Annotated in this window: 20 protein-coding genes and 1 pseudogene; 9 read left to right on the forward strand and 12 right to left on the reverse strand. The window is 59.0% G+C overall.

The window, feature by feature from the left end:
• Window positions 1–18 precede the first annotated feature (18 nt).
• A pseudogene (locus tag AB1287_RS04155) lies at window positions 19–111 on the forward strand (helix-turn-helix domain-containing protein); the annotation flags it as partial.
• A gap of 71 nt (window positions 112–182) precedes the next feature.
• Here AB1287_RS04155 and nfsB read toward each other — a convergent pair.
• From nfsB to AB1287_RS04170, 3 genes are all read right to left on the reverse strand, one after another.
• Entirely contained in the window at window positions 183–836 is a 654-nt protein-coding gene (gene nfsB / locus AB1287_RS04160; protein ID WP_435617038.1) for an oxygen-insensitive NAD(P)H nitroreductase, read from the reverse strand.
• 118 nt (window positions 837–954) lie between these two features.
• On the reverse strand, window positions 955–1,323 hold the full coding sequence (locus AB1287_RS04165) for an MmcQ/YjbR family DNA-binding protein (RefSeq protein WP_312624581.1): 369 nt from the start codon (window positions 1,321–1,323) through the stop codon (window positions 955–957).
• Window positions 1,320–1,901 (reverse strand): TetR/AcrR family transcriptional regulator, encoded by a 582-nt coding sequence (locus AB1287_RS04170; protein WP_312624579.1) that lies wholly within the window; start codon window positions 1,899–1,901, stop codon window positions 1,320–1,322. Before AB1287_RS04170 ends, AB1287_RS04165 begins: the two co-directional genes overlap by 4 nt.
• A gap of 192 nt (window positions 1,902–2,093) precedes the next feature.
• Here AB1287_RS04170 and AB1287_RS04175 point away from each other — a divergent pair, with 192 nt between their 5' ends.
• From AB1287_RS04175 to AB1287_RS04185, 3 genes are all read left to right on the forward strand, one after another.
• Window positions 2,094–3,194 (forward strand): MBL fold metallo-hydrolase, encoded by a 1,101-nt coding sequence (locus AB1287_RS04175; RefSeq protein ID WP_312624578.1) that lies wholly within the window; start codon window positions 2,094–2,096, stop codon window positions 3,192–3,194.
• Between the two features lie 33 nt (window positions 3,195–3,227).
• Window positions 3,228–3,569 carry a RamA family antibiotic efflux transcriptional regulator gene (locus tag AB1287_RS04180; protein ID WP_312624577.1) on the forward strand — a complete coding sequence of 114 codons (342 nt, stop codon included), beginning with the start codon at window positions 3,228–3,230 and terminating at the stop codon, window positions 3,567–3,569.
• A 126-nt stretch (window positions 3,570–3,695) separates the two neighbouring features.
• Entirely contained in the window at window positions 3,696–5,255 is a 1,560-nt protein-coding gene (locus tag AB1287_RS04185) for an alpha/beta hydrolase-fold protein (protein WP_435617039.1), read from the forward strand.
• On the opposite strand, the gene AB1287_RS04190 is transcribed toward AB1287_RS04185, so the two are convergent.
• Complete coding sequence (locus tag AB1287_RS04190; RefSeq protein ID WP_312624575.1) at window positions 5,241–5,489, reverse strand: DUF1158 domain-containing protein; 249 nt, start codon at window positions 5,487–5,489, stop codon at window positions 5,241–5,243. The two genes, AB1287_RS04185 and AB1287_RS04190, sit on opposite strands and share 15 nt — an antisense overlap.
• Before the next feature lie 500 nt (window positions 5,490–5,989).
• Here AB1287_RS04190 and AB1287_RS04195 point away from each other — a divergent pair, with 500 nt between their 5' ends.
• From AB1287_RS04195 to AB1287_RS04205, 3 genes are read left to right on the forward strand one after another with little or no spacing between them, the layout of a single operon-like run.
• Window positions 5,990–8,701 (forward strand): cation-transporting P-type ATPase, encoded by a 2,712-nt coding sequence (locus AB1287_RS04195; RefSeq protein WP_436799819.1) that lies wholly within the window; start codon window positions 5,990–5,992, stop codon window positions 8,699–8,701.
• Window positions 8,702–8,753: 52 nt separating this feature from the next.
• Window positions 8,754–9,833, forward strand: coding sequence for an efflux RND transporter periplasmic adaptor subunit (locus AB1287_RS04200; protein ID WP_435617041.1), 1,080 nt, complete (start codon window positions 8,754–8,756; stop codon window positions 9,831–9,833).
• Window positions 9,834–9,842: 9 nt separating this feature from the next.
• Window positions 9,843–12,938, forward strand: a complete 3,096-nt coding sequence (locus AB1287_RS04205) for an efflux RND transporter permease subunit (RefSeq protein WP_435617042.1) — start codon at window positions 9,843–9,845, stop codon at window positions 12,936–12,938.
• Window positions 12,939–12,959: 21 nt separating this feature from the next.
• Here the strand turns inward: AB1287_RS04205 and AB1287_RS04210 are convergent, their stop codons facing one another.
• The 6 genes from AB1287_RS04210 to AB1287_RS04235 all read right to left on the reverse strand — a co-directional run bounded on the left by AB1287_RS04210 (window position 12,960) and on the right by AB1287_RS04235 (window position 19,214).
• Window positions 12,960–13,664 (reverse strand): ABC transporter ATP-binding protein, encoded by a 705-nt coding sequence (locus tag AB1287_RS04210; RefSeq protein ID WP_435617043.1) that lies wholly within the window; start codon window positions 13,662–13,664, stop codon window positions 12,960–12,962.
• Entirely contained in the window at window positions 13,651–14,487 is an 837-nt protein-coding gene (locus AB1287_RS04215) for an ABC transporter ATP-binding protein (protein WP_435617044.1), read from the reverse strand. The genes AB1287_RS04210 and AB1287_RS04215 overlap by 14 nt, the downstream gene beginning before the upstream one ends.
• Window positions 14,480–15,313 (reverse strand): ABC transporter permease, encoded by an 834-nt coding sequence (locus AB1287_RS04220; RefSeq protein WP_435617045.1) that lies wholly within the window; start codon window positions 15,311–15,313, stop codon window positions 14,480–14,482. The genes AB1287_RS04215 and AB1287_RS04220 overlap by 8 nt, the downstream gene beginning before the upstream one ends.
• A complete protein-coding gene (locus AB1287_RS04225) occupies window positions 15,313–16,323 on the reverse strand; it encodes an ABC transporter permease (protein WP_435617046.1) in 1,011 nt (336 codons plus the stop codon). Before AB1287_RS04225 ends, AB1287_RS04220 begins: the two co-directional genes overlap by 1 nt.
• Before the next feature lie 65 nt (window positions 16,324–16,388).
• On the reverse strand, window positions 16,389–17,954 hold the full coding sequence (locus AB1287_RS04230) for an ABC transporter substrate-binding protein (RefSeq protein WP_435617047.1): 1,566 nt from the start codon (window positions 17,952–17,954) through the stop codon (window positions 16,389–16,391).
• A gap of 144 nt (window positions 17,955–18,098) precedes the next feature.
• On the reverse strand, window positions 18,099–19,214 hold the full coding sequence (locus AB1287_RS04235; RefSeq protein ID WP_435617172.1) for a YbdK family carboxylate-amine ligase: 1,116 nt from the start codon (window positions 19,212–19,214) through the stop codon (window positions 18,099–18,101).
• 134 nt (window positions 19,215–19,348) lie between these two features.
• Here AB1287_RS04235 and AB1287_RS04240 point away from each other — a divergent pair, with 134 nt between their 5' ends.
• On the forward strand, window positions 19,349–20,050 hold the full coding sequence (locus AB1287_RS04240) for a GNAT family N-acetyltransferase (protein WP_435617048.1): 702 nt from the start codon (window positions 19,349–19,351) through the stop codon (window positions 20,048–20,050).
• Here AB1287_RS04240 and entD read toward each other — a convergent pair.
• Window positions 20,021–20,683 (reverse strand): enterobactin synthase subunit EntD, encoded by a 663-nt coding sequence (gene entD / locus AB1287_RS04245; RefSeq protein ID WP_435617049.1) that lies wholly within the window; start codon window positions 20,681–20,683, stop codon window positions 20,021–20,023. The two genes, AB1287_RS04240 and entD, sit on opposite strands and share 30 nt — an antisense overlap.
• Window positions 20,684–20,796: 113 nt before the next feature.
• Window positions 20,797–23,022, reverse strand: a complete 2,226-nt coding sequence (locus AB1287_RS04250; protein WP_312624562.1) for a TonB-dependent siderophore receptor — start codon at window positions 23,020–23,022, stop codon at window positions 20,797–20,799.
• 181 nt (window positions 23,023–23,203) lie between these two features.
• Between AB1287_RS04250 and fes the strand changes: the two genes are divergently transcribed.
• Window positions 23,204–24,412 carry an enterochelin esterase gene (gene fes / locus AB1287_RS04255; RefSeq protein ID WP_435617050.1) on the forward strand — a complete coding sequence of 403 codons (1,209 nt, stop codon included), beginning with the start codon at window positions 23,204–23,206 and terminating at the stop codon, window positions 24,410–24,412.
• The last annotated feature ends 4 nt before the right edge of the window (window positions 24,413–24,416 follow it).

Consider the following 24,416-nt stretch of genomic DNA (forward strand, 5'->3'; position numbering starts at 1 on the left):
GGATTGCCCGATGCGCTAATGGAGGCCAACGTGACGCGTGCCAGCCTCGATACCCTCACGCGCTACGCGCTGGCCTGCGGCGTGGAATCGCCGACCATTCAGCTTTATTAACACTGCCCGAGGGGGCTTCCTGGTAACCTGTTATCCAGGCCCGGCAAATGCAGCACCGCCGGGCAAATCCGTTAAATCTCGGTGATCGTAGTGCTTTGCGGCAGGCGGGATTTCGGCAGTTTGGCGTTAAAATCCTCCACGCTGTGACGGCCAACCGGAACTACCACAACGCTGGTAAAGCCTTTTTCGGTCAGGCCGAACTCTTTATCCATCACCGCGGCATCAAACCCTTCGACTGGCACCGCGTCGAGGCCCATTGCGGCTACGCCCAGCAGGAAGTTACCCACGTTCAGGTAAACCTGCTTCTGCATCCAGTGCGCGTCATCTTTCAGCTCTTTACGATGCAGGTCAGCAAAGAACGTGCGGCCTTTATGGTTGCCTGCTTTGGCTTCCGGCGTAGCAAAGCGGCCATCGGCCTCTTCCTGATCGACGACTTTTTCCAGCCAGGCATCGTCCATCGCCGTTTTGGCGCAGAACACCACGACGTGGGAGGCATCCAGCATTTTGCGTTCGTTGAAGACGAAGCCGCCCGCGGCGGATTTCGCCACGCGGGCTTTCCCTTCTTCGGTGCTTGCCACGATGAAGTGCCATGGCTGCGAGTTAGTGCTGGATGGGCTGAACTGCAGCAGGGTTTTCAGATTTTCGGCCTGCTCAGCGGTCAGCTTAAAGCCGGGGTCAAAAGCCTTGGTAGAGTGGCGTTTTAAAGCGATGGAAATGATGTCCATGATAACTCCTCAAGAGATAACAGCCCCTTAGGGCAGATTGATGGGAGGAGAGTACAGGGAGAGCGGGCGTTTGATAAGAGAGAATAGTGCGAAAACACTTGTTGTTTTTAGCTATAAATCAGGCGGGCCGCATCATCTTCTGCTGACGTTTTGGCAGCTTATCCACCACGCAGTGCCAGGAGTCGGTGATTAACCCTTCGATCAGCTCCGGGCTGATATCATCGCCGCCGTAAACGGTTATCCAGTGTTTTTTATTCATGTGATAGCCCGGCCCGATACTTTTATAAATCTCCTGATGCAGCAGCACGTTATCCGGTTTGGCTTTGAGATTGATAATCGGTTGCCCGCGTAGCGTCATGGCAAGCATAAACATTTTCCCGCCGACCAGATAAACGTCACACCCCGGCCCGAACGGCCAGGAGGGTTCGGTGAAGGGAAGCTCAAGGGCGAACTGATGAGCGTGTTTGGCTAATGCCTCGCCGTTCATGCGGGATTTTCCTCGGCCAGGGCCAGCCACATGGCTTCAAACCCGAGTGCGGTTAAGTCGCTGGCGCGCTCCGGCTCGTGGCTGGCAAATTCGATGGTCGTTTCGGCAAGCGATAAAAACAGCGCATCGCCAAACGCCTGAAACTCGGAGGAAAGAAACACGCTGCGCACCGAGCGTTGGCAGAGTTTATGCAGCTCAGGGAACATGTCCGTGACCTGCTGTTTGGTGTCGGCGGTGATTTTCTCGCTCACGGCCATGCGGCGAATGGCTTTGTGGCCGATCGGGTTACGCACGCCCCAGGAGATGTAGCTGTTCCAGATGCAGCGTGTGAGCTCTTTCGGCGTAACGGCATCCGTAATGCCCGCCAGCATGGTTTCACACAACGAACTCTTCAAGTGCAGATAAAGCGCGTTGAGCAGATCGTCTTTCGTGGCAAAGTAGCGAAACAGCGTTCCTTCAGCAACGCCCGCGTTACGGGCGATCAGGGCCGTTGAGGCCGCTATACCCTGCTGGGCAATAGCCGATGTTGCGGCTTCCAGTAAGGCCTGCTTTTTATCTTCACTTTTAGGACGAGCCACTACACTTTACCTCTCCGACGATAAAAAACACCGATTGAAACACGCTCCCTGAAGTACTTCAACGTTGAACGTCAAAAATTGAAAATCGCCTTGACGACTTTCGCTCGCTTTCTATAATGAGTGCTTACTCACTCATAAGCAAGTTTTCTCCTAAGTACGTTCTCCAGGATGGAGCGGTTCTTCGGTTCGGATATGCAGCGTCTTCTTCTAAGTGTGGTCATCATCATGTTAATTGCCAGTGCAGCAAGTTTACCGTTCGTGTTGAATGCCGGTTTTGGCAAAGCGCCGCAGGGCGAACAGCTAAACGCCGTGGAAGGTTCCGCGCACTATCGCGACGGGCAGTTTCATAACCAGCAGCCGACGCCGAGCTGGTCCGGGCAGAAAAGCATGCCGCGCGCTATCTGGGAGTTTTTAACCGAAAAGCGCCCAAACGCGCGTCCGGAGCGGCCGTTGCCGATGGTTAAAACCGATCTCGCCAGCCTGCCGCTTCAGCAGGAGGTCATGATCTGGCTCGGTCATTCATCCTGGTACTTACAGCTTGCCGGGAAACGTATTCTGATCGACCCGGTCTTCAGCAGCTATGCCGCGCCGTTCTCCTTCATCAATAAGGCGTTTGAAGGCGAGTATCCATGGCGTGCTGAAAACATGCCCGAGATCGACCTGCTGATTATCTCTCACGACCATTACGATCATCTGGATTACGCGACGATCAAAGGCCTGATGCCGAAGATCAAACGCGTGGTCACTCCGCTTGGCGTCGGGTCGCACCTGCGCTACTGGGGCATGGACAGCGCCATCATTACCGAAGCCGACTGGAACCAGCAGGTCAAGATAAGTGATGAGCTGGTGGTACACGTGCTGCCCGCTCGCCACTTCTCCGGCCGTGGCCTGAAACGCAACCAGACGCTGTGGGGCAGCTTTATGTTCGTCACGCCAGAGCAAAATATCTATTACAGCGGCGACAGCGGCTATGGCCCGCACTTTAAGGCCATCGGCGAGCAGTTCGGCCATGTGGATTTGGCGATCATGGAGAACGGCCAGTATGACCAGGACTGGAAGTACATTCATATGCTGCCGGATGAAACGGCACAGGCCGCCGTGGACCTGAACGCTCGCGCCGTACTGCCGGGCCACGCCGGGCGTTTCGTGCTGGCCAAACACACCTGGGACGATCCGTATAAACGGCTGGCACAGGCGAGCGCCGGGAAAAATTATCGTCTGTTAACGCCGGTTCAGGGTGAGCCGGTGTGGGTCGCCAATCGCGATCAACAATTCCGTGCCTGGTGGGAATAACCACCGCGCAGTTTCACAAGAGGGGAGGAAGGTATGACGATTTCCGCTCAGGTTATTGACACCATCGTCGAGTGGATTGACGACAATTTGCACCAGCCGCTGCGCATCGACGACATTGCCCGTCATGCGGGATATTCGAAATGGCATTTGCAGCGCCTGTTTCTACAGCAAAAGGGGGAAAGCCTTGGACGCTATATCCGCGGGCGCAAGCTTAAGCTCGCGGCAGAAGATTTACGGGATACCGATCAGAAGGTATACGATATCTGCCTGAAGTACGGTTTTGACTCACAGCAGACCTTCACTCGAGTCTTCACCCGCACCTTCAAACAGCCGCCCGGTGCCTGGCGCAAAGAAAATCAAAGTCGTGCGCACTAGCGTATAAAAACAGAGCCTGCGTAAGCGGGCTTTTTTACGCCTGCTTCCTGGAATACTCAAGTGATATTGCAAACCATTCCCATTTGCATTAGCGTGTTGCTCTCTCACAACAGGAACGTTAACGTAATGAAGATGGCGTGGAGTGGTTTACTGATTGGGTTAAGCGCGCTGCCAGCGGCGGCCTGCGAATCCTCTTCTCTTCAGGGAGAGCAAAAGGGCAGATTTGACGCCAGCGGTGAGGTCTGTTTTGCCCTGCCGGAGCTGGGGGAAAACTACGTTCAGGCAACGCTGGTCGGCGTGACAGACGCCCGTCTGCTCGACCGGGACAACCGCCGTATTCGCACGCTGATTGAGGGCGGTCCGGCGGACGGTACTCAGACGCTGCTGTTTTCACTGCCGGTTCATCAACCCTCGACGCTGGTGCTGAACGGTAATGAGGGGGCACGCTGGCATTTTCAGTGGCGTATGAAGGAAACTGAGGCGCAGGCGTTGGCAACCAGCCCGGATCCGGCAAGCCCCACGCTTCATCAGCTGGCGGTCTCGCTTGCCGCTGGCGGCAACACGGAAGCCTTCTGGCAAAAACGCCAACTTGAAGGCACGCCAATGATTGAACCCGTGGATGCGCAGCACAAGCGCGTGACGTTTCTCTGGCGCGGGGCACGGCAAAACGTATTTTTGCTCGGCTCGCCTGCAGGTGAGCACGATCCGCTGTTCCGCCTGAATGATTCTGACGTCTGGTTTCGCAGCTACGTCGTGCCCGTCGATACCCTGATGCAGTACAAGCTCGCGCCTGACGTACCGCACATCGGTACCGATCCTCACCAACAGCGCCGGGCTCTGTTGGTCAGCGCCCAGGCCGATCCCCTGAACCCCAACACGCTCCAGCCGGACGGCGATCGCTGGAACCGCCATTCGCTGCTGGCGCTCAACCCTGCCCGTTACTGCACGCTGGCCAGGATGAAAAAGCCCATTCAGTATGGTCAGTTGACCCGCCATGCGTTCGACAGCGATTTTCTCGGCAATACCCGCGAGATAAAAATCTATCGCCCGCGACTGCCGCAGCCCGCACGCTGGACGCTGCTGCTGTTCGACGGCAGGCAGTATCAGGATGATTATCACTTTGCCAACGTGCTCGACGATCTTATTGCCCGTCACGTGCTGCCGCCGGTGAACGTGGTATTCATCGATACGCTCGATCACACCCGGCGCAGTGCTGAGCTGCCCCCAAATCCGAGCTTTGCCGATTTTATGGCACACGAACTGCTGCCGTGGCTGCACCGTCAGGGGCTTAACCTGCAGCGGCAGAAAACGGTGCTGGCGGGGTCGAGCTATGGTGGCCTGGCGGCATCGTGGGTGGCGCTGCGCTACCCGCGCCTGTTTGGCAACGTGTTGAGCCTGTCCGGCTCTTACTGGTGGGCGCCGAAAGGTGAAGCTTCCGACTGGCTGACGCACCAGTATCAGCAGTCTCCGCGCTATCCGATTCGCTTCTGGCTGCAGGCGGGCACGTTCGAAACCAGCGGCCCCGGCGGCGGCAATTACTCTAACACTCTTGAGTTTGAACAGGTGCTGCGCGACAAAGGCTATCGCGTCAGCTTCCACCCTTACGCCAGCGGGCACGACTATGCAGCATGGTGTGAAGCGCTGGTGGACGGGATGCGTGATTTCGCAGGCTTAGTTCGCCAGTGAGAACCAGCGACGCCAGATAAAGCGCAGGACGAAAAACTCGATGGCACCGAGCAGCAAAAACCAGATGCAGAACAGAATGGTGTAGAGCTGGCTCAGATCCATCAGGTGGAACACGCTGACCAGCTTTTGCGCCACCGTCAGCCCCAGGGAAGGGGCGGGCAGCAGCAGGCAGGAGAGAAAGGCCATCAGCAAAATGCCGCCAGCGGTGATGAGGGGGTCGAGCGGATGTTTCATTATGATGTTAATCGGTAGTTAAAAAATACATTGTCCGGGAAATTCCTCCGTAACGCAATATTCATCTCTTGTGCGATATTTCGCACGGCAAAAAGATGAAATCTCATCTCTCTCTATAAATAAAGTTTTAAATTCGCCAATATAAATTGATATGTAAACTAACGTTATAATTAAGTTAGCAGCTTTACGAACATATAAGTGCTGTATCCCACCAGAGTGGCAATCACGATTGCAGCTGCAATAAATAGCGCCAGGCGGCGTGCAGGATAGGTTCCTGACATAGATAACCTCGTTTAATAATGGTTTAAAAAGTCGCGGTATTATATCAATCAATAAATTGATGAACGCAGTTTTGAATATTGTTCGGGGTTTATTATTGCGTTGGATCAATTTTTTTTCACAGCAAGATAAACGTTATTTAAACATTTTAAATGTCGGCCCGAAATTGACTTCAGGTTATTTGCTTCCGGGAAATTATAAGGAATCGTATTTTGACTAAAATGAATACCTCGCAAAGCCGGCCATCTGGCGATGGCCGCCCTGAACACGCTTATCAGCAAACCTGCGAGCAGGTCCTGAGCGAACAACAAAGCCAAAACGAGGGCCTGATGGCCGCAGAGGCGCAGGCGCGACTGAACGCCGTTGGGCCAAACTCGCTGCCGGAACAGAAAGGCAAACCGGCGTGGCTACGCTTCCTCGCGCACTTCAATGATGTGCTGATTTATGTCCTGCTGGCCGCAGGCGCGCTGACGGCGGCGATGGGTCACTGGATTGATACCCTGGTTATTCTGGGCGTCACCGTCATCAACGCCCTCATCGGCCACCTTCAGGAGAGCAGCGCGGCGAAGTCGCTGCAAAGTATCCGCAATATGCTTTCCAGCGATGCGGTCGTGGTGCGTGAAGGCAAACATGAAACCGTCTCCACTGCCGATCTGGTGCCTGGCGACATTGTCCTGCTGCGTGCGGGCGACCGCATTCCGGCGGATATGCGCGTGCTGGAAGCCCACAATCTGCGGGTAGAAGAAGCGATTCTGACCGGCGAATCCACCGTGGTGGACAAACATACGCAGGTGCTGAGCGGCGAACTGCCGCTGGGCGATCGTACTAACATGCTTTTCTCCGGCACGACGGTCAGCGGCGGAGGCGGGCGCGGCGTAGTCACGGCAACGGGCCAGCAAACGGAGCTGGGCCACATCAACCAGATGATGGCAGAGATTAAACCTTCCCGTACGCCGCTGCTGGTGCAAATGGACAAGCTCGGCAAAGCGATTTTCGTCATTATTCTGGCGATGATGGTGGCGCTGTTTGTCTTCAGCCTGGCGGTGCGTGATATGCCGATGAGCGAGCTTTTGCTGTCGCTGATTAGCCTCGCCGTCGCCGCCGTGCCGGAAGGGTTACCGGCCATCATCTCCATTATTCTTTCGCTCGGCGTACAGGCGATGGCGCGCAAGCGGGCCATCGTGCGCAAACTGCCGACGGTAGAAACCCTTGGTGCAATGACCGTGGTGTGCTCGGATAAAACCGGCACCCTGACGATGAACGAAATGACGGTGAAAGCCATCATCACCGCCGACTGCTGCTACTCCGTGGACGGTGACAGCTACGCGCCAACCGGTAACATCTACCTTGAGGGTAGCAACGAAGCGGTGCTCATCCAGCCCGGAACCCTGCTGGAGCAATATCTGCGCACCATCGATCTGTGCAACGACAGCCAACTGGTGAAGCAGGACAATGGCCTGTGGGGCATCACCGGCGGCCCGACCGAAGGGGCGCTGAAGGTGCTCGCGGCGAAAGCACAGATGGCTGACGTTGACGCACAGCTGATTGCGAAGATTCCGTTTGATTCACAGTATAAATACATGGCGACGCACCACCGCATCGGTAACGATGAGCGCGTGCTGGTCACCGGCGCGCCGGATGTGCTCTTTGCGCTGTGCCAGACCCAGCAGACGAAGCAGGGCGAAGCGGCCTTTGAGCGTGAATACTGGGAGAGGGAGATAGAGCGCTTTGCCCGTCAGGGTCTGCGCATGGTGGCTGCCGCGAGCATGCCAGCCCGGCCAGGAAGCACGACGCTTGAGCATTCGGACCTGCAAAACGGACTGGTGTTCCTCGGCATTGCCGGGATGATGGACCCGCCGCGTCCGGAAGCGATTGACGCGATCCACGCCTGCCAGAAAGCAGGGATCCGCGTGAAGATGATCACCGGGGATCACCCGCAAACGGCGATGAGCATCGGGCAGATGCTGGGGATCAGCAACAGCCAGCAGGCGATGACGGGCTACCAGCTTGAACACATGGATGACGCCGAACTGGCAAAGGCCGCCGTCGGGTACGACATTTTTGCCCGCACCAGCCCTGAGCATAAGCTGCGTCTGGTGAAGGCGTTGCAGGGCGAGGGGGAAATCGTAGGCATGACGGGGGATGGCGTGAACGATGCGCCAGCGCTGCGCCAGGCTGACGTCGGCATCGCGATGGGTATCAAGGGCACGGAAGTCACCAAAGAGGCCGCCGACATGGTGCTGACGGACGATAACTTCGCCACCATCGCCAGCGCGGTGAAAGAGGGGCGTCGCGTCTACGACAACCTGAAGAAAACCATTCTGTTCATCATGCCGACCAACCTGGCGCAGGGGCTGCTCATCATCATCGCCCTGCTGGCAGGCAGCGTGATCCCGCTGACGCCGGTGCTGATCCTCTGGCTGAACATGGCCACCTCCGCGACGCTCTCCTTTGGTCTTGCCTTTGAGGCGGCCGAGCGCAACGCCATGAACCGCCCACCGCGTAAAGCGGGCCAGCATGTGATGGACGGTTTTGCCGCCTGGCGCGTGGCCTTCGTCGGTTCGATGATTGCGCTGAGCGCCTTCGCGCTGGAAGCGTGGCTTGGCCCGCGCGGACACAGTCCTGAGTTTATCCGTACCGTGCTGTTGCAGATGCTGGTGGCGGCGCAGTGGGTCTACATGATCAACTGCCGCAGCAGCAACCGTTTCTCCCTCAACCGCGGCCTGCTGCTGAACAAAGGTATCTGGCTGGTGACCGGGGTTCTGCTTCTGCTCCAGCTGGCCATTATCTATCTGCCGTTTATGCAGATGATGTTTGGCACAGAAGCGCTGCCGCTGCGCTACTGGGGGATCACTCTGGCGATGGCGGGGGCGATGTTCTTCGTGGTCGAAATCGAAAAACGCCTGACGCGCCGCTTCCGTAAAACGAGCTGAACCTGTCTTAAGCGCCTCCTCGCAGAAGGGGAGGCGCAAACCGGAGATCCCGATGAACAAAATTTTTCGCCACGCCTTACTGGCCTGTGGTCTGGCCGTCTGCGTACTGAGTACGGCGATAGCCAGTGCGATTCCGGTGCGTCTGACCACCGTTGAACAGATACCACACGCCGTCGAGCGGCAGATCCCAGGTCGCATTGAAGCGATCCATACCGTTGCCATTCGTGCCCGTACCGAAGGGATGATTGAAAAAATGCACTTTCGGGAGGGGCAGTACGTTAACGCAGGCGATCTGCTGTTTGAACTGGACAGCGCTTCCCAGCGCGCCGCGCTGTCGCTCGCCCGGGCGGAGCTGAAAAGTGCGCAGGCGTCTCTGCGCCAGGCGCAACAGCTGCTGGCCCGCTATCAGAGCCTCAACAACAGCCAGGCCATCAGCCGCAACGACGTGGACACCGCCCGCATGCAGCGTGATGTGGCCGCCGCCGCCGTAGAACAGGCGAAAGCCCGCGTGGAGTCGCAGAGTATTGCCCTTAGCTATACCAAAATTATTTCCCCGGTCACCGGTCGGGCCGGGCACGCCAGCGTGCATCAGGGGAGCCTGATTAATCCTTCCAGCGGCGTGCTGGTCGAGGTGGTGCAGCTTGACCCGGTGCGCATAGCCTTTGCGCTGGACGAACAAACCTTCTGGCTGAAAAGCGAACAGCACGTGGACGTCAACGCGCTGAAGGCGGCGTGGATGCCGCAAATCCAGCTTAACGGCGAAAGAACGTCCGGCACGCTCACCTCGGTGGATAACCGTATCGACCCGCGAACCGCCAGCGTGACCCTGCGGGCTGAGTTTGCCAATCCTCAGCATCGCCTGCTGCCGGGCGGCAGTGTGGATATCTGGCTGCGTCCTCAGGAAAAACAGCCGACGCTGATGATCCCTGCCGCCGCCGTGATGCAGGATGCCAACGGCTTTTTTGCCTGGTCCGTGGATGACAGCGGTCATGCGCAGCAGCGCCGACTCACGCTTGGCGCGCAGCAAGGACAACAATTTATCGTCATCGACGGGCTGAAGGCGGGCGAGCGTATTGTGACTGAAGGCGCGCAGCGCCTGCGTAACGGCGTCGCCGTTCAGCCGCTGAGCTAAGGAGAGACGATGCTGACGTTTTTTATTCGCCGTCCACGCTTTGCGATGGTTATTGCCCTGCTGCTGACTTTCGTCGGTGCAGTTGCCCTCAGGCTGCTCCCGGTGGAGCAGTACCCGCAGATCACGCCGCCGGTGGTGAACGTCAGCGCCAGCTGGCCCGGCGCCAGCGCATCGGATGTGGCCGAAGCCATCGCCACGCCGCTGGAAACCCAGCTCAACGGCGTCGATCACATGCTCTATATGGAGTCCACCAGCTCGGATGAAGGCACTTACAGCCTGAGTATCACCTTTGCAGCAGGCACCGATGCAGATCTTGCCGCCATTGACGTGCAAAACCGCGTTTCGCAAGCCGTGGCACAGCTTCCGGCTGAAGCACAGCAGAACGGCGTGCAGGTGCGTAAACGCGCGACCAACCTGATGATGGGCGTGAGCCTTTACTCGCCGCAAAGCAGCCTGACGCCGCTGTTTATCAGCAACTATGCCAGCACCCGCGTACGCGAAGCGCTGGCGCGACTGCCGGGCGTGGGCCAGGTGCAGATGTTTGGTGCGCGCGATTACAGCATGCGCATCTGGTTGCGGCCTGACCGCATGAACGCCATGAATATCACCGCAGATGATGTCGCCCAGGCATTACGCGAGCAAAACGTGCAGGGCGCAGCGGGGCAGGTCGGTACGCCGCCGGTATTCAACGGACAGCAGCAAACGCTGACGATTAACGGCCTCGGGCGGCTTAATGAAGCGGATGAGTTCAGCAATATCATTCTGCGCGTGGGGGAGCACGGGCAACTGGTGCGTCTGGGCGATGTGGCGACGATTGAACTGGGCTCGCGCAGCTACAGCTCCGGGGCGCAGCTCAACGGGCACGACTCTGCCTATCTTGGCATTTACCCGACGCCTTCCGCGAATGCGCTTGAGGTGGCAAAACGCGTTCGTGCCGAGCTGGAGATCCTTTCAGCCCGCTTCCCAAACGATCTGAAATATGAAGTGAAGTTCGATACCACCCGGTTTGTGGCTGCCACCATTGAGGAGATTGCTTTTTCGCTCGGCCTGACGCTGCTGGCGGTCGTCATTGTGGTATCGCTGTTCCTGCAAAGCTGGCGCGCCACGCTGATTGTGGCGCTGGCTATTCCTGTCTCGTTAACGGGCACCTTTGCCGTACTCTGGTGGCTTGGCTACAGCGCCAACACCCTGAGCCTGTTTGCGATTATTCTGGCGCTGACGATGGTGGTAGACGACGCCATTGTGGTGGTGGAAAACGTCGAAAGCCTGATGGCGGACGGGCTCGATCGCAAAACCGCCACGGCGAAAGCCCTGGGGCAAATTGCCGGGCCGGTGATCGCCACCACGCTGGTGCTGCTGGCGGTATTCATGCCGGTGGCGCTGCTGCCGGGGATTGTCGGCGAGCTTTATCGTCAGTTCGCGGTCACGCTTTCTGCAGCCGTGACGCTCTCGAGTCTTGTCGCTCTGACCCTGACGCCAGCGCTCTGCGCGCTTCTGCTGCGCCCGCGCTCGGCACGTCCGGCGGCGATTTATCGCGTCTTTAATCGTGGTCTGGATGCCACGCGCAACGGCTATCAGCATTGGGTGAAGGCATTGACCCTTCGTCCATGGCTGGCTCTTCTGGCGACGACGGTCGCGGCGCTGGTGGTGACGTTCAGCTTCCTGAACATGCCGAAAGGGTTCCTGCCGCAGGAGGATCAGGGCTACTTCTTTGCCAACGTTCAACTGCCGGAAGCTGCCTCGCTTGAACGTACTGAAGCCGTGATGAACGAGGCGCGTGAAATGATTCGACGCCACCCGGCGGTGGCCGACGTCATTCAGGTTTCCGGCTTTAACATCCTCAACGGCACCAGCGCATCCAACGGTGGATTCATGTCGGTGATGCTCAAGGAGTGGCAGCACCGTGAGCCGCTGGAGAGGGTAATGGGCGAACTGCAACGCCAGCTGATGACCTTACCGGGGGCGACGATCATGGCCTTTGCGCCGCCGACGCTGCCGGGGCTCGGTACCGCATCCGGCTTCGATCTTCGTTTGCTGGCGCAGGAAGGGCAAACTTCGGCAGCACTTGAGCAGACGCTGCAAAAGATCCTCTTTGCGGCGAATCAGCATCCACAGCTGAGCCGGGTATTCAGCACCTGGAGCAGCACCGTGCCGCAGCTCTCTCTTAGCGTTGATCGTGAGCGCGCAGCCCGGCTGGACGTGCCGGTATCGCGGATCTTCAGTACGTTGCAGACCGCATTTGGCGGCACCCGCGCCGGAGACTTCAGCATCAACAACCGCGTGTGGCACGTGGTGATGCAGAACGAAATGCAGTGGCGCGAGCGTGCAGAGCAAATCAGCGATCTCTACGTGCGCAGTAACAGCGGGGAGCGGGTACGTCTGAGCAATCTGGTCACCATCACGCCCGTCGTGGGGGCACCGTTCCTGCAGCAGTACAACCAGTTTCCGTCGGTGGCGGTGAGCGGATCTGCCGCGGAAGGCGTGAGCAGCCGCACGGCAATGGCGGCGATGGAGCAAATTCTGGCGACGAATCTGCCGCAGGGCTATGACTATGCCTGGAGCGGCATGAGCTGGCAGGAGCGGCAGACCGGGAGCCAGGCGGTATGGATTGTGCTGGCGGCGGTGGTGATGGCGTGGCTGTTCCTCGTGGCGCAGTATGAAAGCTGGACGCTGCCGGGCAGCGTCATGCTCTCCGTGCTGTTCGCCATCGGCGGGGCGCTGATCTGGCTCTGGTTTGCCGGATACGCCAACGATGTGTACGTGCAGATAGGCCTGGTGCTGCTGATTGCACTGGCGGCGAAGAATGCGATCCTGATAGTTGAGTTCGCCCGAACCCGGCGCGATGACGGGGCGTCGATCGTCGAGGCGGCATGCGAAGGGGCAACGCGACGTTTCCGTGCGGTGATGATGACTGCCGTGTCGTTCATCATTGGCGTGCTGCCGATGATGCTGGCGAGCGGGGCGGGTGCGCAAAGCCGTCGGATTATCGGCACCACGGTGTTCAGCGGCATGCTGGTGGCGACGGTCATCGGGCTGATATTTATCCCGTCGCTGTACGTGCTGTTCCAGCACATGCGCGAGTGGGGGCATAAGCGGGCAGGCTAAGCTGCCCGCTCAGGGCCAACGTCAGGTCATCCGGTGCTCGCCGTTTAGCAGCGCCGGACGGTCGTAAAAGCGCTGGATAACGCCATCGGTCATATACGCTGCGCGGTCAGACATATGGGCAATGACGTCCGCGTCGTGGCTGACCAACAGGTAGGTCATACCATGCTCTGCCTTCAGCCGGTTCAACAGGTTGAGAATTTCCGCCTGCACCGACATATCCAGCGCGGAAGTGGGCTCGTCCAGCAGCAGGATTTGCGGGCGCAGGAGCAGGGCCCGGGCAATCGCCACGCGCTGGCGCTGGCCGCCGGACAGCTGATGCGGATAACGCTGTAGCGCATCGGCAGGCAGGCCAACCTGTTGCAGGGCGGTTTTCACCTTGTCGTCGATGTGGGCTTCTTTCAGGATTTGCAGCGGCTCGGCCAGCGTCCGGTACAGAGTGTGATTCGGGTGCAGGGAGGCGTAAGGATCCTGAAAGACCATTTGCACGTTCCGGCGCAGCGCGCCCTGGAAACGCATGCCCGGCGTGAGCGCGTTGTCGAACAGACGCACGGAGCCCTGCCAGTCGCGGTTCAGCCCGGCCAGCACGCGCAGGATTGTCGATTTACCACAGCCGGAAGCGCCAATCAGGCTGAAGGTCTCCCCGGCGTTTACGGAAAAATCAGCACCCGAAACGGCCACTTTGCTGCCAAAGCGGACATGCAGCTGGCTAAGTTCAATCAGTGCCATGGTTCACCTCCGTATAGCTGCGGCTGCGATCCAGCGTCGGCAGCATCTGCCCGAACGTGCTGGCGTCAGGGCGACAGGTCCACAGCGTACGGGTGTAAGGATGAGTGGCTTCGGGCAGCCTGCCTGCGGGCATATCATCGACCTTTTCTCCCTGATACATCACCATTACCCGGTGGCAGTGTTGCGCGACCAGCGGCAGATCGTGACTAATCAGCAGCATGGCCATCTGGCGCTGCTCGCACTGGCCGACCAGCAGATCCAGAATCTGATGACGCAGGCGCGCATCGAGGGCGGAAGTCGGTTCATCGGCAATCAGCACCCGTGGATTGTTGATGAGCGCCATCGCGATCATCACCCTCTGGCCCATACCACCAGAAAGCTCTCCGGGATAGCGGCTTAGCACCGTGCTCTCCAGGCCGACCGCATGAACGATTTCCTGCACGGCTTCTTTACGCTCTCGGCGGCTGAGCTGCTGATGCAGCGTCAGGGCTTCTTCGAGCTGGTTAAAGATGGATTTCACCGGGTTCAGGGCATAGCGCGGATCCTGAAGCACCATAGCGATACCGTTGCCGCGCAGCCGTTGCCAGTCCCGGGAGGAAAGGTTCAGCACGTCATGACCGAGTACGTTCAGGCGCCGTGCGCTGACGATGCCCGGTTTACGCACCAGGCCCATCAGCGCCCGGGCAGTCATGGATTTGCCCGAGCCGGACTCCCCCACGATAGCCAGCCGCTCGTTGCCAAGGCTGAAGCTCAGATTGTTGACCACGCGTGTGCCGGAGTAATCGACGCTCAGAGCGTCAATGGTGATTAAGGGATCAGTCATGTTGTGGCTCCAGGACATCGCGCAGGCCATCGCCCAGCAGGTTGAAGGCAAGGCTCGCCAGCAGAATGGCGGTGCCGGGAATGGCGGCTATCCACCACTGGTCAAAAATCACCTGCATGCCGTCGGCGATCATCGCCCCCCATTCCGCCATCGGCGGGCGGGCACCGAGACCGAGAAAGCCGAGCCCGGCGGCGGCAAGAATAATCCCCGCCAGATCCAATGCCAGGCGCACAATTGCCGACGGCAGGCACAACGGAAGAATATGTCCCACCAGCAAACGCCCGCCGCGAATACCCATCATCTCCGCCGCCGCGAGGTAATCGCTGTGGCGCAGGCGCTGAATTTCGCTACGTGCCTGGCGAGCGTAGGCAGGCCAGGTGGTCAGCGCCAGCGCCAGGGCGCCATTGACCAGACCGGGGCCGAGCATGGCCACAAAGGCGAAGGCCAGGATAAGCCTTGGCATCGACATCACGACGTCGGTAAAGCGCATCAGCACGCGCTCCATCCAGCCGCCGTAGTAACCGGAGAGGATCCCCACCAGCAGGCCGACCGGCAGGGTAATCAGGGTCACCAGTCCCACCAGGCCCAGCGCCGGACGCGTGCCGTAAATCAGCCGCGAAAACAGGTCGCGCCCGTAGCTGTCGGTGCCGAACCAGTGCTGAGCGCCAGGTGCCTGTAAACGGGCGGCGGCGTCCTGCCAGTTGGGATCGAGTGGGGAAAGCAGAGGCGCAAACAGCGCAATCAGCAGCAGCAGGGTGATAACCAGCAGGCCGAAGAAGGCCGCTGGGGAGCGGCGCAGGCGTCGAAGAAAAAGAGAGCCAGGCATCAGCGTATCCTCGGATCGGTCAGGCGCACCAGCAAATCGGTGAGGTTGTTGATCAGCACAAAGCAGACGCCAATCAGCAGCGTGCCGCCCATAATCGCCGTGGTGTCTCCGGCGAACAGCGCGGTGGTCAGGTAGCGGCCTATTCCGGGCCATGAGAAGACCGTTTCGGTCAGCACCGCGCCCTCCAGCATGCTGGTCCAGGCCAGTGCAATCACCGTCAGCAGCGTGCCGCGAATATTCGGCAGCACGTGGCGAAGCAGAATGCACATCTCGCCTGCCCCTTTGGCCCGGGCCAACAGGATGTACTCTTTGTTCATCTCGCTCAGGCAGGCTGAGCGCGTCAGGCGAGTGATGCTTGCCAGCGCATAGTAGGACAGCAGCAGCACCGGAAGCACCAGGTGGGCGAAGGCGTTTTTGAAGGCGGCCATATCGCCGGACAGCCAGGTATCAATCAGCACAAACCCGGTTCTCGCGTCCACAGTGTACTGGTAGATATCATCCAGCCTGCCCGGCCCGGCGCTCCATTGCATCCTGGCGTAGAACAGCGCCAGCATCAGCAGCCCGAGCCAGAAAATAGGCACAGAATTGCCCAAAAGCGTAAAGGTTCGCATGGCTAAATCCCACGGTGTGCCGACGAAACGGGCGCAGAGTACTCCTGCGGCAACGCCCAGCAGAGCGCCCAGTATCAGGGCAAGCGTGGCAAGCTCCAGCGTTGCGGGAAAGACCGACAGCAGGTCATGCAGCACGGGCTGCCCGGTACTGCTGGCAATACCTAAATCGCCGTGTGCGAGATTGGCCAGATAGTGCCAGAACTGCAGCGGCAGCGGCTGATCCAGCCCAAGCTGGTGGCGAACCTGATCGTAGGTGGACTGGCTGGCGTGATCGCCAACGATCTGCAGTACCCTGTCGACCGGCGACAGCGCGGAGAGCGAAAAGGTGATCAGCAGCAGCCCGAAGAGCGTCAGCGCCAGGGTCAACAACGACTGGAGCGCGCGAGTGATGTGTGGCATGAAAGCTCGTTATCTCAGGATGTGCAAAAGCCCCTCTCCGCACCGAAGAGGGGGAAGGGCGGCGGCTATTTGGTTACGCGGTCATACCAGACCATATCGGCGTTCAGGCCCTGTTGATAGCCCTTGACGTTGTCGCGGATCACTATCTGGGTTTTGCCCTGGTCAACAAAGACGTAAGGGGAGCTCTGCTGCAGTTCTTCCTGCATTTTTGTGTACAGCCCAAGCCGCTTGGCCGGGTCAGGCTCGGCAACGGCGGCCAGGGTTTGCTGATTGAGTTCAGGAATTTTCCAGCCGTTCAGCCCCGCGACGGTGCTGGACTTACCGTCGTTCCACGCGAAGGCGCTGGCGTTGGAGTGGGCATCGAAGTAGTCAGGGATCCACAGGCGAATAGCGGCCTGATGCTGTTTGGCACGCACGCGGGCGTAGACCTGACTGCCTGCGGCAGGAAGAAGATCGATTTTCACGCCGCCCTGCGCAAAGCTTGCCTGCATCGACTGGGCAAGGGTGATAAACGGCGGCTTGTTTTCCACATCCAGAGTAAAGTGCGCGTCTTTGATGCCCGCTTTCGCGAGGATGGCTTTGGCCTTCGCCGGATCGAATTTATACGGATTGTTCTCCAGCGCCCCCGGGAAGCCGATCGGCAGGAAGCTCTGATGCACGAAGTACTGGCCTTTCAGCAGATCTTTGGTGATCCCTTCATAGTCCACAAGCCAGCGCGCGGCTTCCCAAAGCGCCGGGTTATTCAGCAGCGGATTAGCGCTGTTGCCGGTGTTAAACGCCAGGTAATTTTGTTCCGCAGAGGGGATGCTCAGCACTTTTATCCCAGGCTTATCCTGCAGGGCGCTAATCTGATCAGCACCGAGGTCGCGAGCGACATCCGCGTCGCCCTGCTGGATCAACAGGCGGCGCGAGGCCGGATCGGGCACGTTCTTGATGATGATGTTTTTCAGCTTCGGCGCACCGGTTGGTGAGGTATCGTTGGCATCCAGCACGATTGCCTGATGTGGCTGATAGACGCGCATTTTCCACGCGCCGCTGCCTGCCGAGTGCATCTTCAGCCAGGCGTTGCCAAAGTCATCACCTTTGACGTTTGCCGCTACCAGCTTCTCGTCCACAATGGAGGCAATCGGCGTGGAGAGAATGTTCAGCGCCACGGCCGGGCTGACGTCCGCCGTCCAGTGCAGTTGCAAAGTATGGTCGTCAACTTTCTTTAACTGGCCATCGATATTGCCTGCGTCCCAGCCCAGTACGTTAAGGATAAAGGCGGGGGATTTGTTCAGCTTCACTGCGCGGGACCAGGAGAAGATCACGTCTTCCGGACGCAGCGGGTTCCCGGAGGCGAATTTAGCATCCGGCTTCAGCTTGATCGTCAGGGTCTTTGCTGCCGCGTCGGCTTCCCAGCTGGCTGCCAGGATCGGCATGATTTTCGCCGGGTTATCGCGATCGGGTTGGACCAGGCGCTGATACAGGCTCGGCACGGTCTGGATGCTGGAGAGTTCGTTAGCTTCCGCAGGATCGAGACTGACGATATCGTCCAGACCTTGAGCGACGATCAGCGTATTGGGCGGCGTGGCGGCATAAGACGCGGCTGACAGCATCGCCAGCAGCAAAGGCAGAATTTTTTTTGTCATGACGATCCCTGAAAAAGTGAGGTTTTGTGTTTTTTATAAGCCCCGCTACGTTAGCGCCGCGGGCGAATTCAGGTAAAGTCAAAATTCAGCTTAGCTTATGCATAAAATGCATAAGTGTGAATGAGATAGTATAAGGCGCGCAGGTTAAGCCGCCCAAATCTCACAATGCTTTTCCACAAGGGCAATCAGCGAGCCGCCGGATGAGATAAATTCGCGCATTCGATAGGCTTCGCTGTAGCCCTGCTTCACCTGCCGCTCCAGCGCCTCTATGGCGCTACCCGCTCCGGCCTTGTCGGCCCAGGGCTCTACCTTTTCCAGCAGGCGCTGAATATCTTCGGCAATCGGACGCTGCTCCCCGCTATGAACGTCCGTCAGCACGCCTGAAAGCCCATAGCGGCAGGCCTGGAAGCGGTTAAATTTGTACAGCAGGTAGTCCTGCTCCTGATGCTTAAACGGACGTGTTTCCAGCAGCCAGCGGGCGGTAGCCTGAATCAGCCCGGCAATATTCACCGCGTGCGCGAGGGTCAGCGGCGTGTCCATCACCCTGACCTCCACCGTGCCAAAGTGAGGGCTCGGGCGAATATCCCAGTGCAGATCCTTAATGCTGTCGATCATGCTGGTATAGCTGAGTCGACGAAACAATCCTTCGAAACCCTGCCAGTTTGCCACCCACGGCATCGGGCCCATATCGGGGAAAGCGGAAAAGACGTTCAGACGTGAAGTGGCAAATTTACTGTCTGCGCCCTGCAAATATGGGGACGCGGCGCTGAGCGCAATCAGGTGCGGAACGTAGCGCGAGAGCCCGTGTAGCAGGTAAATCGCGTCATCTCCGCTGGCGCAGCCAACGTGCACGTGCTGCCCGAACACCGTTGCCTGCTTGATGAGGTAGCCGAACTGTTCCAGCGTGAGCAGGTAGCGTTCGTTATCGCACACTTCCTGACGCTGCCACTTCTGAAAAGGATGCGTCCCGCCGCCGCAAATCTGCACGTGCTGGCGCGAGGCGGCCTCGAGCACCGTCTGGCGAATCGCCGAAAGCTGGCTGCTGGCCTGATGGATGTCGTGGCACACCCCGGTGGCGATTTCCAGCATGCTTTCGGTGATGTCGTGCTTAATCTCCCCGGCGGCGAGCGCGCCCTGCGTCTGCGCAATCAGCGCAGAGGAATCCTGGCTGAGATCGTAACCCGGCGGGTTAACCACCTGCAGTTCCAGCTCAATGCCAAGGGTAAACGGTTCGGAGACGTGAAAGTCGGGAAGTGACATAGCGAGATCCGGTAGCGGCTTTTTGTCAGTATAGGAGACAAAATGCCCCTGGCCGCCAGATTGCCGGCTGGATTTGGCCGAAGCGGTGGCACGCATGCTATAACCATCCTCAACAATATCAGCGGGAGCACATCGTGGCGGAGTTAAACGAGTACGGACAATGGGTGGGCGATATCGTGCCAGACTGGCACGGTGCCAGGGAGCTTGAGCGGAAAATGCTGGCAGGCCGAAGCTGTCGGCTGGAGCCCATCATCGTGGCCCGGCACGCCGCAGATTTATACGAGGCATTTGCGCTGGCTGAAGATGAACGAGACTGGACCTGGCTTGGCAGCGTGCGTCCAGTCTCCATTGCAGCAACCGAAAGCTGGCTCCAGGCCAAAGTGGATGACAGCGGGCTGGTGCCGTATGCGGTGATTGATGCACGCAGCGAACGCGCGGTGGGCGTGGTGTGCCTGATGGCGATCGATCGCGCCAACGGTACGGTAGAAATCGGCCACGTCAGCTGGTCGCAAAGAATGAAGCGCAGCGTGATAAGCACCGAAGTGGTCTGGTTACTGTTGCAGGAGGCATTTGCCTGCGGCTACCGTCGCGTGGAGTGGAAATGCGATGCGCTGAACGTGGCCTCGCGTCGGGCCGCCGAGCGTATCGGTTTTACCTTTGAAGGACGCTTCCGCCAGCGGATGGTGCGCAAAGGCCGCAACCGGGACAGCGACTGGCTGTCAATCATCGACGGTGAATGGCCCGCGGTGGATGCCGCGCTGCGAAGCTGGCTTGCGCCGGAGAATTTTGATGCGGCAGGCCAGCAGCTACACAGGCTGGAGAGCTTTCGCCAGTAGCGTGACGATCTCCTGCCCGCGCTGAAGCCAGCGGACATCGCAGCGCTGCCCGGCAAGGGTGGGCGAAAAGGTGGAAGAGAATTGCAGCGTCACATGTTGTGCATCAAGCGCAACCACCTGAGCTGAGGCAAATCCGGGCAGGTCGGTTGTCATAAAAGAGAAGGCTTTGAAGGCGCTTTCCTTCGCGCTGAAGGCCAGCGTTAGCGCCAGCGAATACGGCAAGCCGCTGGCATGCAGCACCCTTTGTTCTTCCGGCGTGATAATGCCGCTGGTCAGTTCCTCACACATCGCCTCGCTAAAACAGGTTTCAAGATCGACCCCGACAGGCTCCCGCGATACCACCGCCAGCGCGGTCGTTCCGCAGTGACTGATGCTGCCGTAAAAGCCATCCGGCCACATGGGCTGGCGATGAGGGCCGATATCCGGAATCTGCCGACTACCGTGCTCCTGCAACGCATGAAGCGCCGCCAGCCGTCCGGCGAGATGTTCGGCTTTGCGTTTGCGTCCGGCAGCCTGAAGTTTAGCGTGATGGGGAAGCCAGAGCAGATCGGCGTCGGTAAAGGTCTGCGAATCGAAATCGATTCGGTGAAGGAGGTGAGCGGCAAGCGGGAAGGTGCTGTGGTGGGTTTTCATTTTGTGGAACTCCCTCTCCCTGACCCTCTCCCAAAGGGAGAGGGAAATTTTCGGTGCTGACGGGTTTCTCCCTCTCCCTTCGTGAGAGGGCTGGGGAGAGGGGAAACTCAGGATCAGAAGTGCGTATTCACGCTCATATAATAAGTCCGGCCGGACTCGTTATAGGTTTCTGCACCCGCGCCATACATATAGCCCGTCGCGCCGCCGGTGGTCTGGGCGTTACCCGCACGCCAGTGGCGCTTGTCGAACAGGTTGTCGATCCCCGCCGTGAAGCTGACGTTTTTGGTGGCATCCCAGGTGCCGCTCAGGCCAACGATGCTGTACGGACTGACTTCGTTCAGCTCGCTGCCCGTCACCGGTTGCCCTTTGTAGTTGTACTTCTTCGGCTGCTGCTTGCCGTACCAGGTGAAGGTCGACTGGACGGACACGTCCTGCACAATCTGCCAGCTCAGGGTCGAGTTCAGCGTGTATTCCGGGATGATCGACAGACGGTCGCCGGTCTCCTTGTTCTTACTTTGCAGCATATAGGTGATGTTGTTGGTCCAGTTGACGGTCTCGGTCACCGGCACGTTCAGCGTCCCTTCCAGACCTTCCACCACCGCTTTTGGCACGTTCTCCCACTGATAAAGATCGGTGCCAGCGCCGTTGGTGGATACCGGCGAATAACCGGCTTCAATCTTGTTGCGGTAGTCGTTGCGGAACCAGGTCGCGCCAGCCAGCCAGCCGTCATGCTTAAACTCCAGCCCCACTTCTTTGTTGATGCTGGTTTCGGCCTTCAGGTCATCATTCCCCTGCAGATAGCAGCCGCTGGTGCTGGCGTAGCAGCCCTGGCCTTTGCTGTAGAGAATGTAGTTCGGGTTGGTCTGATACAGGCTTGGCGCTTTATAGGCGCGCGCGATGCCCATCTTCAGGGTGAAGTCATCACCCAGGCCCTGCGACAGATTCAGGGACGGACTCCAGTTGTCGCCGACGATGCTGTGGTGATCGAAGCGCAATGCTGGCGTCAGCATGGTGGAGTCGGTCACTTCAACGTTGTCTTCGGCAAACAGCGAGAAGATCTCCGCCTGCGAGTACGGGCTGCGATTGGTGCTGCTGAAGCCCGGAATTGGTCCGCCCATAAAGGTCTGGGTGTTCGACCCCATATCCTTCATCTTCTGCTGGTTCCACTCGGTGCCGAGCGTCAGCGTCTGGTTGAAGACAAAATCGACGGGCAGGTTGATTTCGCTGTGCAGCAGCACGTCGGACAGATCGATATCAACAAACTTGTTGGAGTTAAAGATCCCTTCGGTGCCACCCGCCAGGCCTTCGCCTTTGCGCGAGTTGCGGGTGTGCTCGTACTGCGCCCAGGTGCTGGTGGTGACGCCGTTATCCCAGCCACCGTTCCAGGTGAGGGCGTAATTCTGACGGTACAGACGGTTGGTCTCTTTGCCGTAGTTTTCCTTCACGAAGTTATTGGTGTTGGTGTTCTGGGTGTCGCCCGCATAGAGGTTATTCTGGCGGTTGTAGCCAGCTTCCAGCTCCAGGGACTGCATGGGAGCAAAGTCCCAGCGCAGCTGGCCGTTGATGGCCTTGTTTTCCACTCCTTCGCGCCCGGCGGGCAGGGTGTTCTGGTAGATGCCGGTACGCTCTGACTGATGACCCTGGTTGATGTCCCATGCGTCGGCCTGCGTTTTGTCCAGGTTGCCGTAGAGGCGGAAGCTGAAGTCGCCGCCCATCGGCCCGGTCAGGCTGAAGTTGGTGCGCTTGGTGGAGCCTTCGTCTTTATGCTCCGGCAGGTTCATGTAAGTGTCCCAGGAGCCGTGCCACTCGTTGCTGGATTTTTTGGTGATGATGTTCACCACGCCGCCTGCTGCGCCATTGCCGTAGCGGGCCGCGGCTGGACCACGAATGACTTCAATACGTTCGATCATCTCTGGCGGTACCCAGCCGGTATCACCGCGGGTGTCGCGCTCGCCGCGCCAGCCCAGACGCACGGAGTTGCGGCTGGTGACAGGTTTACCGTCGACCAGAATCAGGGTGTTTTCCGGGCCCATACCGCGAATATCAATCTGGCGGTTGTTGCCACGCTGGCCGCTGGTGGAGTTCCCCGTCAGGTTCACGCCCGGCATGGTACGAATAATTTCGGACACGTCGCGAGCGGGAGGATTTTTGCGGATCTCATCCGCGGTGATGGTGGATACGCCCGGCGCCTGCAGGTTCTGCTGTGCGGCGGTCACGACCATCGTTTCTTCTGCGTCTGCTGTGCTTGCCTTTGCGGTCTCTTCAGCGTGCAGCGGTAAAGCCACCCCGTAAATGCCCAGATTGACCAGTAAGGTCAGGGACTTAAGTTTGTTATTCATTGGTAAGTCAACGTCCTGCTGTATGGATAAAACCTCATCAAGGCGCAGAGCGGCGTTCAGAGGTTATGAATGAAACGAAAACGCGCGCCAATACGCTATTGCAAATGCAAATAGTTATCAATAATATTATCAATAAATTTTGGCGTGTAACAAATAATTCCACAGATATCGCGGGGTTAACGTGGCGGAAACGGTGGCAGGGAGTGCAGAGTGGTGGGCGCGCATCGAGGGGCCTCAGTGGCGTCGGGAAGGAGAGAACTGCCACGTCACGTTTTACTGGCGAGATCCGGCGGGAGATGAGCGTCATTCAGCCATTCAGCGGGTGTGGATTTACATCACCGGCGTAACGGATCACCACCAGAACGCGGTGCCGCAGACGCTGTCCCGTCTACCGGGCACCGACGTCTGGCAGTGGCAAACCTGGCTCCCCGTCAGCTGGCGCGGCAGCTACTGTTTTATCCCCACCGATCGTACCGATGACTTTGCGGCGGCGCTGTTCAACGGCGAAGCGCCCGATCGTCAACTGCTGCGTGAGGGCTGGCGTAAGCTGTTGCCGAACGCGGTGGCCGATCCGCGAAACGCACACAGCTGGCGCGGTGGGCGAGGGCATGCCGTGTCGGCGCTCTCCTTGCCGGAAGCCCCCGTTCAGCCAGGCTGGGATCGGCCTGACGTCCCTTATGCACCGCCTGTTTGTATCCAGTGGCGCAGTCAGCGTCTGGGTAACATTCGCCGCGTCTGGGTTTACACCACGGGCGAAGCGTCCTCTGATGAACGTCCGCTGGCGCTGCTGCTCGACGGCCAGTTCTGGGCTGAAAGCATGCCGGTCTGGTCGCCGCTTGCCCGCCTTACGCAGGAGGGGCGGCTTCCACCCGCTGTCTACGTCCTGATTGATGCCATCGATACCGCGCACCGCAGCGCCGAGCTGCCGTGTAACCAGGATTTCTGGCTGGCGTTACAGGAAGAGCTGCTGCCGCAAATCCGGCGCATTGCACCGCACAGCGAACATCCTGAACGTCGTCTTGTGGCCGGGCAGAGCTTTGGCGGTCTGGCGGCGATGTATGCCGGGCTGAGCTTTCCGCAGCAGTTTGGCTGCGTGCTCAGTCAGTCCGGTTCCTACTGGTGGCCCATGCGCGGTGAGCCTCACGGCGGCGTAATCCCTGAAAAACTTTCCCGCGGAGAATTGTCGCCGCGCGGCCTGCGCATCTGGCTGGAAGCCGGGCGTCGCGAGCCGGTTATCTTTAAGGCCAATCAGGCCCTCTTCCAACAACTACAACGTACACAGCAGCCGGTTTTCTGGCGTCAGGTTGACGGCGGACACGATGCGCTGTGCTGGCGCGGCGGCTTAACCGCAGGGCTGATTGCGCTCTGGCAGCCGCTGCTCCCGGCATAACGCG

This window comes from Scandinavium sp. UTDF21-P1B, from assembly GCF_040750395.1.
Taxonomy (GTDB): Bacteria; Pseudomonadota; Gammaproteobacteria; order Enterobacterales; family Enterobacteriaceae; genus Scandinavium.

Excerpts from the sequence above, each read along its gene's own strand:
- entD (WP_435617049.1), bottom strand. The coding sequence starts at position 20,683 with ATGAAAACCCACCACAGCACCTTCCCGCTTGCCGCTCACCTCCTTCAC.
- AB1287_RS04220 (WP_435617045.1), bottom strand. The coding sequence starts at position 15,313 with ATGCCTGGCTCTCTTTTTCTTCGACGCCTGCGCCGCTCCCCAGCGGCC.
- nfsB (WP_435617038.1), bottom strand. The coding sequence starts at position 836 with ATGGACATCATTTCCATCGCTTTAAAACGCCACTCTACCAAGGCTTTT.
- AB1287_RS04200 (WP_435617041.1), top strand. The coding sequence starts at position 8,754 with ATGAACAAAATTTTTCGCCACGCCTTACTGGCCTGTGGTCTGGCCGTC.
- AB1287_RS04215 (WP_435617044.1), bottom strand. The coding sequence starts at position 14,487 with ATGACTGATCCCTTAATCACCATTGACGCTCTGAGCGTCGATTACTCC.
- AB1287_RS04250 (WP_312624562.1), bottom strand. The coding sequence starts at position 23,022 with ATGAATAACAAACTTAAGTCCCTGACCTTACTGGTCAATCTGGGCATT.
- AB1287_RS04235 (WP_435617172.1), bottom strand. The coding sequence starts at position 19,214 with ATGTCACTTCCCGACTTTCACGTCTCCGAACCGTTTACCCTTGGCATT.
- AB1287_RS04205 (WP_435617042.1), top strand. The coding sequence starts at position 9,843 with ATGCTGACGTTTTTTATTCGCCGTCCACGCTTTGCGATGGTTATTGCC.
- AB1287_RS04185 (WP_435617039.1), top strand. The coding sequence starts at position 3,696 with ATGAAGATGGCGTGGAGTGGTTTACTGATTGGGTTAAGCGCGCTGCCA.
- AB1287_RS04180 (WP_312624577.1), top strand. The coding sequence starts at position 3,228 with ATGACGATTTCCGCTCAGGTTATTGACACCATCGTCGAGTGGATTGAC.
- AB1287_RS04190 (WP_312624575.1), bottom strand. The coding sequence starts at position 5,489 with ATGAAACATCCGCTCGACCCCCTCATCACCGCTGGCGGCATTTTGCTG.
- AB1287_RS04225 (WP_435617046.1), bottom strand. The coding sequence starts at position 16,323 with ATGCCACACATCACTCGCGCGCTCCAGTCGTTGTTGACCCTGGCGCTG.
- AB1287_RS04230 (WP_435617047.1), bottom strand. The coding sequence starts at position 17,954 with ATGACAAAAAAAATTCTGCCTTTGCTGCTGGCGATGCTGTCAGCCGCG.
- AB1287_RS04210 (WP_435617043.1), bottom strand. The coding sequence starts at position 13,664 with ATGGCACTGATTGAACTTAGCCAGCTGCATGTCCGCTTTGGCAGCAAA.
- AB1287_RS04175 (WP_312624578.1), top strand. The coding sequence starts at position 2,094 with ATGCAGCGTCTTCTTCTAAGTGTGGTCATCATCATGTTAATTGCCAGT.
- AB1287_RS04195 (WP_436799819.1), top strand. The coding sequence starts at position 5,990 with ATGAATACCTCGCAAAGCCGGCCATCTGGCGATGGCCGCCCTGAACAC.
- AB1287_RS04165 (WP_312624581.1), bottom strand. The coding sequence starts at position 1,323 with ATGAACGGCGAGGCATTAGCCAAACACGCTCATCAGTTCGCCCTTGAG.